Origin of the sequence: Arthrobacter sp. AK01, from assembly GCF_021109375.1 — a bacterium.
In the GTDB taxonomy this organism is placed as follows: domain Bacteria; phylum Actinomycetota; class Actinomycetes; order Actinomycetales; family Micrococcaceae; genus Arthrobacter.
Map to the genome: position 1 here is coordinate 1 of NZ_JAJOHP010000099.1, position 13,320 is coordinate 13,320.

Below are 13,320 nucleotides of genomic sequence, written 5' to 3' on the forward strand. Positions count from 1 at the left end.
TCCCCCCCACCCCCAACTCACAAACCGCCCCCCCCCCGGCCGCGGGGGGTCGCGCCCCCCCCCCCCCCCCGCCCCCCCCCCCCCCCCCCCCCCCCCCCCCGCTTCTCCGGCCGGTTCGGTTTCAGGCCGTAATCGTGCTAGGATATTGAGTTTGTATGGCGCCACTTGTGCGTCATCAACTACCTCGTAAACAATCGTGCCGCTGCATACTGCCCCGCGCAGAGTTTTCTGCAAGGGAAGCTGATGCTTGTGGCACGGGCGTTTAGGCCTGTTCTGGCAAAATCCAGGCAGGTCAAGAGACACCCCGATCAACCGTTCCGCAAGGCTCATTCCGTATGCATGATTTCGGTCTGAGAACCGGCGCGACGCAAGGAGTAAAAATTGATTCAGCAGGAGTCGCGACTCAAGGTCGCCGACAACACGGGTGCTAAGGAAATCCTTACCATTCGCGTTCTCGGTGGATCTGGTCGTCGCTACGCAGGCATTGGCGACGTGATCGTCGCTACCGTCAAGGACGCTATTCCCGGCGGAAACGTAAAGAAGGGTGACGTCGTCAAGGCTGTCATCGTTCGTACCAAGAAGGAACGCCGCCGTGCGGATGGTTCCTATATCAAGTTTGACGAAAACGCAGCTGTGATCCTGAAGAACGACGGTGACCCCCGCGGTACCCGTATCTTCGGCCCGGTTGGTCGTGAACTTCGCGACAAGAAGTTCATGAAGATCGTTTCGCTGGCCCCGGAGGTGCTTTAGTCCATGGCTAAGAAAATCAAGAAGGGTGACCTCGTTCAGGTCATCACCGGCGCCAAGCAGGAACGTGGCGGCGACCGCGGCAAGCAGGGCAAGGTCCTGCGCGTATTCACCGACACCAACCGCGTGCTGGTAGAGGGAATCAACCGCGTCACCAAGCACAGCAAGGTCGGTCAGTCGCAGCGCGGCACCAAGACCGGTGGCATCGAGGTCGTTGAGGCCCCGATCCACGTATCCAACGTTGCTCTGGTTGACCCGTCCACCAAGAAGCCGACCCGTGTTGGTTTCCGTCTCGACACCGTTGAGAAGGATGGCGCTACCAAGACCGTCCGTATCCGCGTGTCCAAGGCCACCGGGAAGGACATCTAATGACTGAGACTCTCGAGACTCCAGTAAAGATCGTTCCGCGTCTGAAGACCAAGTATGCAGAGACCATCAAGAAGTCCCTGCAGGACGAATTCAGCTACGCGAACGTGAACCAGGTTCCCCGCCTGGTGAAGGTTGTTGTGAACATGGGTGTTGGAGATGCCGCCAAGGACTCCAAGCTGATCGACGGCGCTGTCCGCGACCTCACCCTGATCACCGGCCAGAAGCCGCAGGTAACCAAGGCCCGCAAGTCGATCGCACAGTTCAAACTGCGCGAAGGCATGCCCATCGGTGCACACGCAACTCTGCGTGGAGACCGCATGTGGGAATTCGTGGACCGTTTGGTTTCGCTGGCACTGCCGCGTATCCGCGACTTCCGCGGCCTCAACGGCAAGCAGTTCGACGGCAACGGTAACTACACCTTCGGTCTGACCGAGCAGGTTATGTTCCACGAAATCGACCAGGATTCCATCGACCGCGTTCGCGGTATGGACATCACGGTCGTCACCACCGCCAAGACCGATGACGAAGGCCGCGCGCTGCTCAAGGCGCTTGGTTTCCCGTTCAAGACCGAAAACTAACTACGTGACAGGTCCGTCCGCGCAGGCTCCTAAGAGCACGCGCAGCGGAAACCGGTACGAGGAAGGGCTATAGCCCAAATGACTATGACAGATCCTGTCGCAGACATGCTCACGCGTCTGCGCAATGCAAACTCGGCATACCACGACACCGTGTCCATGCCGTACAGCAAACTGAAGGCACGCGTTGCTGACATCCTGAAGGCAGAAGGCTACATTGCCGGCTGGAAGGAAGAAGACGCCGAGGTTGGCAAGAAGCTGACCATCGACCTGAAGTTCGGTCCGAACCGCGAGCGTTCCATCGCTGGCGTCCGCCGCATCTCCAAGCCGGGCCTCCGCGTTTACGCGAAGTCCACCAACCTGCCGCACGTGCTGGGTGGCCTGGGTATCGCAATCCTGTCCACCTCTTCCGGCCTCCTGACTGACAAGCAGGCCGGCAAGAAGGGCGTGGGCGGCGAAGTCCTCGCGTACGTCTGGTAACGGGAAAGGAAGAGAATAATGTCACGTATTGGACGTCTCCCCATCACCGTTCCTGCCGGAGTTGAGGTCAAGCTCGATGGCTCCGTCATCAGCGTCAAAGGTGCCAAGGGCGAGCTGAGCCACACTGTGGCCAGCCCGATCGAGGTTACCCAGGAAGAAAACACTCTCACGGTCACCCGCCCGAACGACGAGCGCAACTCGCGTTCGCTGCACGGCCTGACCCGCACCCTGATCGCCAACATGATCCAGGGCGTTACCGAGGGCTACGAGAAGAAGCTTGAAATCGTTGGTACTGGTTACCGCGTTCAGGCCAAGGGTTCTGACCTGGAGTTCGCTCTGGGCTACAGCCACCCGGTCAACGTCTCTGCACCCGAAGGCATCACCTTCGTAGTAGAGGGTCCGACCAAGCTCTCTGTTGCGGGTATCAACAAGCAGCAGGTCGGCGAGGTTGCTGCCAACATTCGCAAGCTGCGCAAGCCTGACCCCTACAAGGGCAAGGGTGTCCGTTACGCCGGCGAAGTCATCCGCCGCAAGGTCGGAAAGGCTGGTAAGTAAACCATGGCCATCGCAATTAACAAGAAGCGTACGAACAAGAGCAAGTCGGCTGCACGCAGCCGTCGCCAGCTTCGTATCCGCAAGCGCATCACTGGTACGGCTGTACGTCCTCGTATGGTCGTCAACCGCTCTGCACGTCACATGTTCGTCCAGGTTGTCGATGACAGCAAGGGTGTAACCGTGGCTTTCGCTTCCACTTTGGAAGCGGACCTTCGTGCATTCGACGGAGACAAGACTGCCAAGGCCAAGCGCGTTGGCGAGCTCGTTGCCGAGCGTGCCAAGGCTGCAGGCGTCGAGGCTGTTGTCTTCGACCGTGGCGGTAACAAGTACCACGGCCGCATCGCCGCCGTCGCTGACGGTGCTCGCGAAGGTGGGCTGGCTCTGTGACCGCTGAAAATAACGAAAAGGACGTTCAGGTGACTGAAGCTGTAGCTGCTGAAGCAACTGAGACCGCACCCGCTACCGATGACCGCCGCGGCGGACGTCGTGGCGAGCGCGGCGATCGTGGCCAGGGCCGCGGCGACCGTGGTGGCCGTGGTGGCCGCGACGGCGGTCGTGAAGCCGAGAAGAGCCAGTTCGTAGAGCGCGTTGTCACCATCAACCGCGTTGCCAAGGTCGTCAAGGGTGGTCGTCGCTTCAGCTTCACCGCTCTCGTCGTCGTCGGTGACGGCAACGGTATGGTCGGCGTTGGCTACGGCAAGGCCAAGGAAGTTCCCGCTGCTATCGCAAAGGGCGTTGAAGAGGCCAAGAAGTCCTTCTTCCGCGTTCCCCGCGTTGGCAACACCATCCCGCACCGTGTGCAGGGTGAGGCTGCTGCAGGCGTTGTCCTGCTGCGTCCGGCTTCCGCCGGTACCGGTGTTATCGCCGGTGGTCCGGTCCGCGCGGTATTGGAGTGCGTGGGTATCCACGACATCCTCTCCAAGTCGCTCGGTTCTTCCAACGCGATCAACATCGTTCACGCGACCGTTGCCGCTCTGAAGCAGCTCGAAGAGCCCGCTTCCGTGGCTGCCCGCCGTGGCCTGCCGCTGGACGAGGTTGCTCCTGCTGCTCTGGTGCGCGCGCTCCAGAACCAGAAGGCAGGTGTTTAGTCATGGCTAAGAACCTGACTCCCTCCGACGCCAAGTTGGAGATCACCCAGATCAAGGGCGTCATTGGCGCCAAGCAGAACCAGATCGCCACCCTTCGGTCCCTCGGCCTGAAGCGCATCGGACACACCGTTGTCCGTACCGCCGACGCCGTGACCGTTGGCATGCTGAACACGGTTCCGCACCTCGTGAATGTAGAGGAGGCGAAGTAATGGCAGAGAACAAGACCGCCGCAGAGACTGCTGAGAAGCAGAACACTCTGAAGGTCCACCACCTGCGTCCCGCCCCGGGTGCCAAGACCGCCAAGACCCGTGTTGGTCGTGGTGAAGGCTCCAAGGGTAAGACCGCTGGTCGCGGTACCAAGGGTACGAAGGCCCGCTACCAGGTAAAGGCTGGCTTTGCCGGCGGCCAGCTGCCGCTGCACATGCGCCTGCCGAAGCTGCGCGGCTTCAAGAACCCGTTCCGGGTTGAGTTCCAGGTTGTAAACCTGGAGAAGCTCAACGAGCTGTTCCCGGAAGGTGGCACTGTCACCGTTGAATCTCTGGTTGAGAAGGGTGCCGTTCGCAAGAACCAGCCCGTCAAGGTGCTGGGCACCGGCGACATCACCGTCAAGGTTGACGTCACGGTCCACGCATTCTCCGCCAGCGCTACGGAGAAGATTGCTGCAGCAGGCGGAAGCACCACTGCTCTCTAAGAGCCAGTGGGGCATATGCCCGTTGTGAAAAGATCCCGGTACGCGGGGCTTCGGCCCTGTGTACCGGGATTTTTTGCGTGATTGTGGACTCTCGATTATTACGACGGCGTCACAAGCAGTTAGACTCGGTTGTTGGGTTTCATTGAGCCCATCCACATCCTTGTACTTTCTACTCAGGAGGACGCTTGCTAAGCGCATTCGGCCGGGCGTTTCGGACGCCTGATTTGCGACGCAAGTTGTTGTTCACGCTGGGAATCATCACAATCTTCCGCTTGGGAGCTTTCATCCCCTCGCCTGGTGTGAACTACCAGAATGTCCAGCAATGCTTGAACAACGGTGACACCTCGCAGGGCATCTACCAGCTGGTGAACTTGTTCAGCGGCGGCGCGTTGCTGCAGGTATCAGTCTTTGCCTTGGGCATCATGCCCTACATCACGGCGAGCATCATCGTTCAGTTGCTTCGGGTGGTCATTCCCCGGTTCCAGCAGCTCTACGAAGAGGGTTCTTCGGGACAGTCAAAGTTGACGCAGTACACCCGTTACCTCACTATCGCCCTGGGCCTGTTGAACGCCACCACGCTGGTGTCGCTTGCCCGGTCCGGCCAGTTGCTTCCGGGCTGCAACCTGCCCATCATTCCTGATGAGAGCATCATCGCCACCATCCTCATCATCATCACGTTGACGGCCGGTACCGGCCTCATCATGTGGATGGGCGAGCTGGTGACGGAAAAGGGTGTTGGCAACGGCATGTCGCTCCTCATCTTCACTTCCATTGCTGCCAGCTTCCCCGGTTCCCTGGGTTCCATTTGGGAAACCAAGGGCCCCGGAACCTTCTTCACTGTGTTGGCTGTCGGCTTGCTGACCGTGGCCCTTGTGGTTTTCGTGGAGCAGTCCCAGCGCCGCGTTCCGGTTCAATACGCCAAGCGTATGATCGGGCGCCGCACGGTAGGCGGAACCAGCACCTACATCCCCATCAAGGTGAACATGGCCGGCGTCGTGCCCGTCATCTTCGCATCCTCCATGCTCTACCTGCCTGGTCTGATTGCGCAGTTCAACCAGCCGGCCGCAGGGGAGGCCATGGCCCCATGGGTTGAGTGGATCAACAACAACCTCACCCGTGGCGACCACCCCATCTACATGGCGCTCTACTTCGCCATGATCGTGTTCTTTACGTACTTCTACGTGGCCATCACCTTCAACCCTGAAGAAGTGTCGGACAACATGAAGAAGTACGGCGGGTTCATTCCGGGCATCCGGGCGGGTAAACCGACCGCGGACTACCTGCAGTACGTGCTTTCCAGGATCACCCTGCCTGGAGCCCTTTACCTGGGCTTCGTGGCGTTGATTCCGCTGGTTGCACTCGTCCTGATCAACGCCAACCAGAACTTCCCGTTCGGTGGCACGTCAATCCTGATCATGGTGGGTGTCGGCCTGGAAACCGTCAAGCAGATTGATGCGCAGCTACAACAACGTCACTACGAAGGGCTTTTGCGATGACGAGAATGCTGATCATTGGACCTCCCGGTTCGGGCAAGGGTACGCAGGCTGAGCGGATTTCCGAGCGCCTCGGCGTAGTCGCCATCTCCACCGGCGACATCTTCCGTGCCAACGTCAAGGGTGAAACCCCCTTGGGCATTGAAGCCAAGAAGTACATGGACGCGGGCGACTTCGTTCCGGACAGCGTCACGAACGACATGGTTCGGGACCGCCTGAGCCAGAGCGACGTGGAGAACGGCTTCCTCCTGGATGGCTACCCGCGCACCACGGCGCAGGTTGATTACCTGGACCAGATCCTCGCCGAAGGCCAGCAGGAGCTCGACGTCGTGCTCCAGTTGACCGCCGACGACGAAGAACTGGTAACCCGTCTCCTTGGCCGTGCCAAGGAAACCGGCCGCTCGGACGACAACGAGACCGTGATCCGTCACCGTCTTGACCTCTACCACGAGCAGACCGAAGCGGTTGTTGCCAAGTACGCCGAGCGTGGCATCCTCACTCAGGTTGATGGCATTGGCGGTATCGATGAAGTTACCGATCGTGTCCTCACGGCGATTGAGTCGGCCAAGGCCGTCTAGCTTGTTCTCCACATAGCCGGTTCGCCGGCGCTGGAGCCAAGGGGTGTGTCCCGTACCATTGGTGCGGGACACACCCTTTTTCGTTTCGCGGCAGACTGTTGGGGGAACCGCATGAAAACAGCTTTGAACGGACACAGCCGGATTGCCGGGCTTGAGGTCTACCTGCCGCCCGCGCGACTGGACACTGCCGCCGTCGAGCACCGCATTGCCGAATGTAGTCCTGGCTTCCGCGTTCCCAAGGGACTCATCGGCCGCGTGACGGGTATCCGGTCCCGGAGTGTCATGGCGGATACAGAACAAGCGTCCGACCTTGCTGCCAATGCCGCCGCGAAGGTCCTCGCCGAGTGTGGCCTGCAGGCGCCGGATGTGGACCTCCTGATCTTCGCCTCGGCCAGCCAAGACATGGTGGAGCCGGCCACCGGTCATATGGTTGCGGCGAAGCTGGGCCTCTCGTGCCCCGTGATGGACGTCAAGAATGCTTGCAACAGCTTCCTGAACGGCGTTGAAGTGGCGGACTCGTTGATTGCCACAGGGCGCTACGCCCGGGTACTGGTGGCCACGGGTGAATCGCCGTCCAGGGCCGTGCGGTGGCGGGTTCCGGACTTCGAGACTTTTGCGTCGAGCTTTCCCGGGTACACCATGAGCGACGGCGGCGCTGCAGTGTTGCTTGAGGCGGCAGACCCGCCGAAGTCCGGTGTCGATGCAGCGGCCGGAATCCTGTCCATGGCATTCACGGCCCGGAGCAGCCATTGGTCTGTGGGGACGCTCGCGGCCGGTGGCTCTGCGTTTCCACGCGATCCGGAAGCCAGCTACTTCAGCATGGACGGTGAAAAGCTCAAAGACGCCTTCCTGGATCTTGGGTGCGATGTCCTTGACCAGACCCTGGCCCGGCTTGACCTGAAATGGACCGACTTCGCCGTGGTCTGCGTGCACCAAGTCAGTGCTCCCTACAGGGAGATCTTCGCAGCACGTGCGGGGGTCCCGAACGAGCTGCTGGTCCCTTCCGTAGAAGATTTTGGCAATCTGGCTTCGGTCAGCCTGCCGCTGCAACTGAAACTGGCCATGGACAGCGGACGGGGTGGCCCTGGCGACCTCGTGGCGTTGGTCGGCCTGGCTGGTGGCGTGAGCCTGGGTATGGCAGTGGTGCGGCTGTGACGGCCGGGATGCCAGAACCCCTGCCCGCGGTGACACGATTGGCAAGCATCGCTCCCACCCGGCCATTGTGTATCGCCGTCCCGATGCTGAATGAGGAGAAGCTGGTCCGGCAGACCCTGGATTCCCTGGCAGCGCAGGAGCTAAGTGATTTCACGGTAGTGGTGGTGGACAACGGTTCCAGTGACGGCAGCTGCGCGATCGTGGAGGAGTTTGCCCAGGAACATCCCGGGATGGACGTCCGGCTGCGGCACGAAGCGCAGAAGGGCACTGGCGCCGCGGCGGATACGGGCATGCGCTTTGGAGTGTCGCACGGCGCGCACTGGTTGGCGCGCACCGACTCCGATTGCCTGGCTGCACCGGACTGGACTGCCAGAATCATGGCGGCGTTTGCCGACGGGCTGGAACTGATCGCGGGGCAGCTCAATCCCCGGCTGGATGAGGGGATCACGGCCGGAGAGCGGCGGCTGATGTTGGTTGCCGTGGAAGTTGCCTCATTCTTCGGCCGCATTCGTCCCGGCAACAAAGGCGAGGGCTATCTGGGCCCTTACCAGATGCTCCCGGGATGCAACATGGCCATCACCGCGGACATGTACCACCGCTCCGGTGGGTTCCCCCGTTCAAGGATTGAAGACCTCCATGAGGACCGTGCACTGTCCAACCAGGTCCGAAAACTAACGCGGAGCTACGGCCTGCGGCGCGATGTTGTGGTGTACGGGTCCTCCCGCCGCGTCAAGGCCTGGGGTTTGAAGAACACCTTGGCATGGTACGCGGACCATCGCTACCGCCCCGAGCACGTGGACATCCGGTGACCAAGGCCACGACCACTGCTGAGCGATGGGAGCGTCGTATCCACCTGGGCGCCCACCCGGTGCTTTACCCCATCATTCGGGGCTTGGGCGGTGTGCGCCCGGTGCTTCGTTTGCCCGGGCTCGGGGTGCTGGTCAGCGAAGCCGGCCTGGTACGCGAGGTGCTCATGGACCAGCGGAGATTTGTTAAGAACGGCCCTTCGGGTTCGGGTGCCCTCTGGACACCAGTAGTGGGGCCCAAAGCGTTGGTCAACATGGACGGCGAAGAGCATAGGGAGTTGCGGCAGCGGCTTGGCGACCTGTTCACTCCGCGATCAGTAACAGGGATCGTGGAACCGGCCGCGTCCGCCCTCGACGCACGAATCACCCAGGAACTGGATGCCGGGCGTGCAGTGGACTTGGTGGACTGCGTCAAGGGACTGGCCGGAGGAGTGATCTCCCGGCTGCTGGGGGTTCCTGAGCATGCACCGGGAAGGCTTCCCGACAAAGAACTTTTCAATCTTGCGTCCTCCATCTCTTCCCTGGTGCGTCTGGGACGTCCCACACTGACTCTGCGCCAGATCGAGAAGGGGCGCTCCGCCGTCGGGATCCTGTCCGGGCCGGCAAGGACGGCCTACCGCGAAAGTGACCCCGGAACGTTTCCCGGCAGGCTCCGGGAACTGGGAATGTCCGAAGACGAAGCGATGGGGATCATCAGCGCGTTCGTGATGGTGGGCACTGAAACGTTGGTCTCGTTCGTTCCGCGCTTGGTTGCGTTGCTTGCGGACAGCGGGCACATTGGGGAGCTGGCAAACGACCGCTCAACCGTTCCTGCCGCCATCAACGAGGCCCTCCGGTTCACTGTGCCATCGCCCATGATGCTGAGGGATGCCGTGGAAGCGGGCACCATCGGCGGGATGGCCGTCCGGGCTGGAGACCGTGTGCTGTTGTCCACCGTCCATGCAGCCAAAAGTATCGGTGGGTTCGACCCCGGCCAGGCCATGCCGTCGCAGGCACGCCAGCTGTGGTTCGGGGCAGGCCCGCACTTCTGTATCGGCATGCCGCTGGCGATGGCCGAGATCAACGCGACGCTTGAGCTACTGCTGAACAGGTATCTCCAGCAACCCTGGGCCATATCGGCGCGTCGTGTCAGCAGGGGCGTGCTAATTCCGGCCTACAGGAAATTGGAGCTTGCCAATGTTTGATCACCCTACGGAACAAAGTGCGTTCACAACGGACCTGATCGCGGCCGTGTATGCAGTGGCGGAGCGGGTTCCAGGCAACCCTGCCATCACCGCGCCGGGCAAAGCCAGCCGGTTCAGAGGACGCGGCGGCAGCGAAGCGGTAAAGCCTGGGCGGACCATCACCTACCGCGGGCTGGTGGAAGGGATAGAAGCCACAGCGCTGGCTCTCCAGGAAGACGGGTTCGGCTCCGGTGAGCGAATGCTGTTCTCTGTCCGGCCCAGTCCGGCTGCCTTCATCCTTGCTCTGGGGGCCGTGCGCGCGGGCGGTTCGGTGGTGTTCATCGATCCCGGAATCGGACCGTCGCTCTTTCGGGACCGGACTGAGCTTGCGTCACCACGGTGGGCAGCATCCGAGTCGCTGCTGTACGCACTGAGCACCAAGGGCCCGTTGCGGCCCCTCGCACGCAAGCGGGGATTGTTGCTCCCGGACTACGGGGCCATGGACGTCCGCCACTACTACTCGGGCCCGTGGCTCCCGGGTGTGCCCTGGGGAGCAAGGCCGGTGAAGGCGTTGACGGCGAAGTCCACCGGAGGAGAGTTTTGCCCCCATGAAGGGAACGCAGCGGGGCAGGAAGCTGTCATCATCTTCACATCGGGTACTACGGGCGCGCCAAAGGGCGTAGTCCACACCCGGGGATCCCTTGCAGCCGGTTTTGAACAACTGACCCGGCGCTGCACGTTCGGCGAGGGGGACAGGGTCCATTCGGAGCAACTCATGATGGGCCTGCCGGCCCTCATCGCCGGTGCGCACTGGACCATGCCCTCGTACGGACTCTCCGCCCACATTGATCCGCTTCGGCTGGCAAGCGAGTTGGGGCCGGTCTCCGGCAAGCAGGCATCGTACGACGGCGCCACTCACCTTTTCCTGGTGCCGTCGCAGTTGGCGCCGATCCTGGACGCGGTGGAAGACGGTACCGTTAGGCTGCCGCGCACCCTGAGGACAGTCATGCTTGGCGCCGCGCCGGTCCTGGCACCTTTCCTGAAGCGGGCCATGCACCTGTTGCCTGGCGTCGACTTCAAGCTGATCTACGGGATGACGGAAGTGCTGCCGGTCGCCATTGCAGATGGCCAGGAGAAGCTGGCTTTCGCCTCCGGAGCTGAGGCACACGTGACCGCACCGGATGGCAGCGGCCAAGGCGACTTCCTCGGGGAGCCGCTGCCCGGCGTCGAACTCCGAGTAGCGGAAGACCACGAACTCATGGTGCGGGGACCCAACATGTGCCACGGCTATCTGGGCGAAGATCCGATGGTGGAACACGCTACCGGAGACCTGGTGCGGTTGGACCACCGCGATGGAGCCGCGAGGCTGGTGATGATTGGCCGCAAGAAGGACATGATCATCCGGGGTAAAACGAATATCTATCCTGCGCTGTATGAGCCTGTCATCACAGGAGTTGCCGGAGTACGGCAAGCCGTGCTGGTGGGCGTCCCGGACGGGGTCGGAGACGAAACAGTCTGGTTGGCGGTGGTGGCCGATGCAGGTGCGTCTGCCGCGGCCGTGAAGGCCCGGCTTGCGAGGGAACTCCCGAGGCTCATCGACGAGTCCGCACTGCCTGACCGCATTGAAGTCCTCGATGCCATACCGTCAAGTGGCCGCCACAGGAAGCCGGACCGGGCCGCGCTGCGGCAAGAGTTCACCTCCCGCCCCCTGCTAAAAGAGGCGGCGACGTGAGGATCGCGGTCACAGGTGCCACCGGATTCATCGGTGGAGCCGTGGCCAAGGCCGCCGAGGCCAAAGGCTGGGAAGTCGTCCGTTTCGCGCGGCACGAAGGGCAAGGGCTGACCTACTGGGACCTGACCGGACTTCCGCCGGCGACGGTTCCCGGCGTTGACGCGATCGTCCACGCTGCAGCACACGTTGCCGATTGGGGAGACCCTGCCGTCTTCCACCGGGCCAACGTCCTGGGCACACGGGCCGTGGCCGAGGCCTACGCAGGAACCCGTTTGGTTCACATCTCAAGTTCCAGCGTCTATCCATGGTGGGAGTCATGCGTGAACAGGGGCGAGGACGAGGTAGCCACACGCCACCTGAATGCTTATGGACGCAGCAAGGCGCTCGCCGACGTCGAAGCCCGGAAACATGGCAACGCCGTGGCACTTCGCCCCCACGGTGTCTACGGTCCAGGGGATCGGACGCTGTTGCCACGCCTGATCGGCAATGTTCGGCATGGCCGGTTGCTGAGCGTGGGACACCCCCAGGTGAAGCACCAATTGACGCACGTGGATAACCTGACGCGGGCCGTGCTGGCCGCCTGCCGGTCAGGGGTGCGGGGCGCCGTGAACGTCGGGGACGCCGAGCCTGTTGAACTCGGCGGAGTACTTCGCCAAGTCCTCGACCTGTCCGGTCATTCAGGTGTTCCGATTACCTACCTTCCCGAACCGGTAGCCATGGCGTTGGCGGGCGTTGCGGAGGCCCTTTCCGCAGCCACGGGCCGGCCGCCGAGGCTCACGCGCTATGCCGTAAGCCAGCTCGGGCGGCAGAGAACCTACAGCTTGGAACGCCTCCGCCACGAGTTGGGAATCGAGCCAATTTCGACCACAGTCACGGATGCGGGAAAATGGTTCAAGCACGGGACCTGATGGGTCCCAACAGCAAACTTCCAGAGGAGAACATGGCGTTCGGTCAGCCCCGCATTGAATACAAGACCAACGAGCAGATGCGCAAGATGCAGGAGGCCGGGCTTGTCCTGAGCCGTGCACTCGACGCTGCAGTTGAGGCGGCCAAGCCGGGCGTCACCACCAAAGACTTGGACGATGTCTTCTCCGCAGTCCTGAACGATGCAGGAGCCAAGTCGAACTTCCTGGGCTATCACGGCTTTCCCGCCACCATCTGCACCTCGGTCAACGAGGAAGTTGTCCACGGGATCCCCGGGGGCAAAGTCCTTAACGATGGCGACATCATTTCCATTGATGGAGGCTGCATCGTTGACGGTTGGCATTCAGACTCCGCCCGGACCGTCATCGTCGGCACGGCCGATCCCGAAGACCAGCGCCTCTCCGATGTGACTGAGGCTGCCATGTGGCGCGGAATCGCAGCGTTGGCTAAGGGAAAATTCGTCGGAGACATCGGCAACGCGATCGATGACTATGTGTCCTCCGTCCAGGGCAAGCCGTTGGGCATCCTGGAAGACTACGTGGGCCACGGTATTGGGTCCGAAATGCACATGGCACCGGATGTCCTGAACTACCGGACCGGCCACCGTGGTCCCAAGATCCGCCCCGGCCTGTGCCTGGCCATCGAACCCATGCTGGTACGTGGCGGCATCGAGACAGCGACACTCGACGACGACTGGACAGTGGTCACCACCGACGGCAAGCGCTCCTGCCAGTGGGAACACTCGGTAGCTGTGCACGAGAAGGGCATCTGGGTCCTGTCCGCCCCGGATGGAGGCGCCGAGCAGTTGGCGCCGCTCGGCGTCGTGCCTGTTCCCGTCCCGTAACACCTGCATGGGAAGAGGGCGGGGGGGGGGGGGGGGCCCCCCGCGGGGGAGCAAAAAAACACGATCAAAACCGCGAGGGAGGAGGTGAGGCCGGCAGGGTGGTTTTTGAGGTCGGGGGGG

Annotated in this window: 17 protein-coding genes; all 17 read left to right on the forward strand. The window is 62.1% G+C overall.

All coding sequences use genetic code 11. The annotated features are described in order from the left end of the window. The first annotated feature begins 381 nt into the window (after positions 1 to 381). The 17 genes from rplN to map all read left to right on the forward strand — a co-directional run bounded on the left by rplN (position 382) and on the right by map (position 13,200). Positions 382 to 750 carry a 50S ribosomal protein L14 gene (rplN, locus tag LN996_RS21805; RefSeq protein ID WP_003803789.1) on the forward strand — a complete coding sequence of 123 codons (369 nt, stop codon included), beginning with the start codon at positions 382 to 384 and terminating at the stop codon, positions 748 to 750. A gap of 3 nt (positions 751 to 753) precedes the next feature. Beyond that, positions 754 to 1,116 (forward strand): 50S ribosomal protein L24, encoded by a 363-nt coding sequence (gene rplX, locus LN996_RS21810; protein ID WP_024817586.1) that lies wholly within the window; start codon positions 754 to 756, stop codon positions 1,114 to 1,116. After that, positions 1,116 to 1,694 (forward strand): 50S ribosomal protein L5, encoded by a 579-nt coding sequence (gene rplE, locus LN996_RS21815; protein WP_011775585.1) that lies wholly within the window; start codon positions 1,116 to 1,118, stop codon positions 1,692 to 1,694. The genes rplX and rplE overlap by 1 nt, the downstream gene beginning before the upstream one ends. Before the next feature lie 78 nt (positions 1,695 to 1,772). Next, complete coding sequence (gene rpsH / locus LN996_RS21820) at positions 1,773 to 2,171, forward strand: 30S ribosomal protein S8 (protein WP_011775584.1); 399 nt, start codon at positions 1,773 to 1,775, stop codon at positions 2,169 to 2,171. An 18-nt stretch (positions 2,172 to 2,189) separates the two neighbouring features. Next, positions 2,190 to 2,726 (forward strand): 50S ribosomal protein L6, encoded by a 537-nt coding sequence (gene rplF, locus LN996_RS21825; RefSeq protein WP_011775583.1) that lies wholly within the window; start codon positions 2,190 to 2,192, stop codon positions 2,724 to 2,726. Positions 2,727 to 2,729: 3 nt separating this feature from the next. Continuing rightward, entirely contained in the window at positions 2,730 to 3,113 is a 384-nt protein-coding gene (rplR, locus tag LN996_RS21830) for a 50S ribosomal protein L18 (protein ID WP_024817584.1), read from the forward strand. A gap of 29 nt (positions 3,114 to 3,142) precedes the next feature. After that, the gene (gene rpsE, locus LN996_RS21835) at positions 3,143 to 3,814 is read left to right on the forward strand and encodes a 30S ribosomal protein S5 (RefSeq protein WP_179128297.1); all 672 of its coding nucleotides are present in this window, start codon (positions 3,143 to 3,145) and stop codon (positions 3,812 to 3,814) included. 2 nt (positions 3,815 to 3,816) lie between these two features. Further along, positions 3,817 to 4,023: a 50S ribosomal protein L30 gene (rpmD, locus tag LN996_RS21840; protein ID WP_018776677.1), complete on the forward strand. Its 207-nt coding sequence runs from the start codon at positions 3,817 to 3,819 to the stop codon at positions 4,021 to 4,023. Continuing rightward, on the forward strand, positions 4,023 to 4,505 hold the full coding sequence (rplO, locus tag LN996_RS21845; protein ID WP_159706976.1) for a 50S ribosomal protein L15: 483 nt from the start codon (positions 4,023 to 4,025) through the stop codon (positions 4,503 to 4,505). The genes rpmD and rplO overlap by 1 nt, the downstream gene beginning before the upstream one ends. Positions 4,506 to 4,690: 185 nt before the next feature. After that, the gene (gene secY, locus LN996_RS21850; RefSeq protein ID WP_231343114.1) at positions 4,691 to 6,001 is read left to right on the forward strand and encodes a preprotein translocase subunit SecY; all 1,311 of its coding nucleotides are present in this window, start codon (positions 4,691 to 4,693) and stop codon (positions 5,999 to 6,001) included. A 5-nt stretch (positions 6,002 to 6,006) separates the two neighbouring features. Continuing rightward, the gene (locus LN996_RS21855; RefSeq protein ID WP_172324492.1) at positions 6,007 to 6,576 is read left to right on the forward strand and encodes an adenylate kinase; all 570 of its coding nucleotides are present in this window, start codon (positions 6,007 to 6,009) and stop codon (positions 6,574 to 6,576) included. A 111-nt stretch (positions 6,577 to 6,687) separates the two neighbouring features. Beyond that, on the forward strand, positions 6,688 to 7,731 hold the full coding sequence (locus tag LN996_RS21860; protein WP_231343120.1) for a 3-oxoacyl-ACP synthase III family protein: 1,044 nt from the start codon (positions 6,688 to 6,690) through the stop codon (positions 7,729 to 7,731). 29 nt (positions 7,732 to 7,760) lie between these two features. Beyond that, positions 7,761 to 8,540, forward strand: a complete 780-nt coding sequence (locus LN996_RS21865) for a glycosyltransferase family 2 protein (RefSeq protein ID WP_231343121.1) — start codon at positions 7,761 to 7,763, stop codon at positions 8,538 to 8,540. Continuing rightward, positions 8,537 to 9,721, forward strand: coding sequence for a cytochrome P450 (locus LN996_RS21870; protein ID WP_231343122.1), 1,185 nt, complete (start codon positions 8,537 to 8,539; stop codon positions 9,719 to 9,721). The genes LN996_RS21865 and LN996_RS21870 overlap by 4 nt, the downstream gene beginning before the upstream one ends. Then, on the forward strand, positions 9,714 to 11,432 hold the full coding sequence (locus LN996_RS21875) for a class I adenylate-forming enzyme family protein (RefSeq protein ID WP_231343124.1): 1,719 nt from the start codon (positions 9,714 to 9,716) through the stop codon (positions 11,430 to 11,432). Before LN996_RS21870 ends, LN996_RS21875 begins: the two co-directional genes overlap by 8 nt. Then, positions 11,429 to 12,340, forward strand: coding sequence for an NAD(P)-dependent oxidoreductase (locus tag LN996_RS21880; RefSeq protein WP_231343126.1), 912 nt, complete (start codon positions 11,429 to 11,431; stop codon positions 12,338 to 12,340). The genes LN996_RS21875 and LN996_RS21880 overlap by 4 nt, the downstream gene beginning before the upstream one ends. A 32-nt stretch (positions 12,341 to 12,372) precedes the next feature. Beyond that, positions 12,373 to 13,200: a type I methionyl aminopeptidase gene (map, locus tag LN996_RS21885; RefSeq protein WP_231343128.1), complete on the forward strand. Its 828-nt coding sequence runs from the start codon at positions 12,373 to 12,375 to the stop codon at positions 13,198 to 13,200. Positions 13,201 to 13,320 lie beyond the last annotated feature (120 nt).

What these genes read in the sequence shown, in the direction of transcription:
- rplX (WP_024817586.1), top strand. Translation starts at nt 754, where the DNA reads ATGGCTAAGAAAATCAAGAAGGGTGACCTCGTTCAGGTCATCACCGGC.
- rplE (WP_011775585.1), top strand. Translation starts at nt 1,116, where the DNA reads ATGACTGAGACTCTCGAGACTCCAGTAAAGATCGTTCCGCGTCTGAAG.
- rpsH (WP_011775584.1), top strand. Translation starts at nt 1,773, where the DNA reads ATGACTATGACAGATCCTGTCGCAGACATGCTCACGCGTCTGCGCAAT.
- rplF (WP_011775583.1), top strand. Translation starts at nt 2,190, where the DNA reads ATGTCACGTATTGGACGTCTCCCCATCACCGTTCCTGCCGGAGTTGAG.
- rplR (WP_024817584.1), top strand. Translation starts at nt 2,730, where the DNA reads ATGGCCATCGCAATTAACAAGAAGCGTACGAACAAGAGCAAGTCGGCT.
- rpmD (WP_018776677.1), top strand. Translation starts at nt 3,817, where the DNA reads ATGGCTAAGAACCTGACTCCCTCCGACGCCAAGTTGGAGATCACCCAG.
- rplO (WP_159706976.1), top strand. Translation starts at nt 4,023, where the DNA reads ATGGCAGAGAACAAGACCGCCGCAGAGACTGCTGAGAAGCAGAACACT.
- LN996_RS21855 (WP_172324492.1), top strand. Translation starts at nt 6,007, where the DNA reads ATGCTGATCATTGGACCTCCCGGTTCGGGCAAGGGTACGCAGGCTGAG.
- LN996_RS21860 (WP_231343120.1), top strand. Translation starts at nt 6,688, where the DNA reads ATGAAAACAGCTTTGAACGGACACAGCCGGATTGCCGGGCTTGAGGTC.
- LN996_RS21875 (WP_231343124.1), top strand. Translation starts at nt 9,714, where the DNA reads ATGTTTGATCACCCTACGGAACAAAGTGCGTTCACAACGGACCTGATC.
- map (WP_231343128.1), top strand. Translation starts at nt 12,373, where the DNA reads ATGGCGTTCGGTCAGCCCCGCATTGAATACAAGACCAACGAGCAGATG.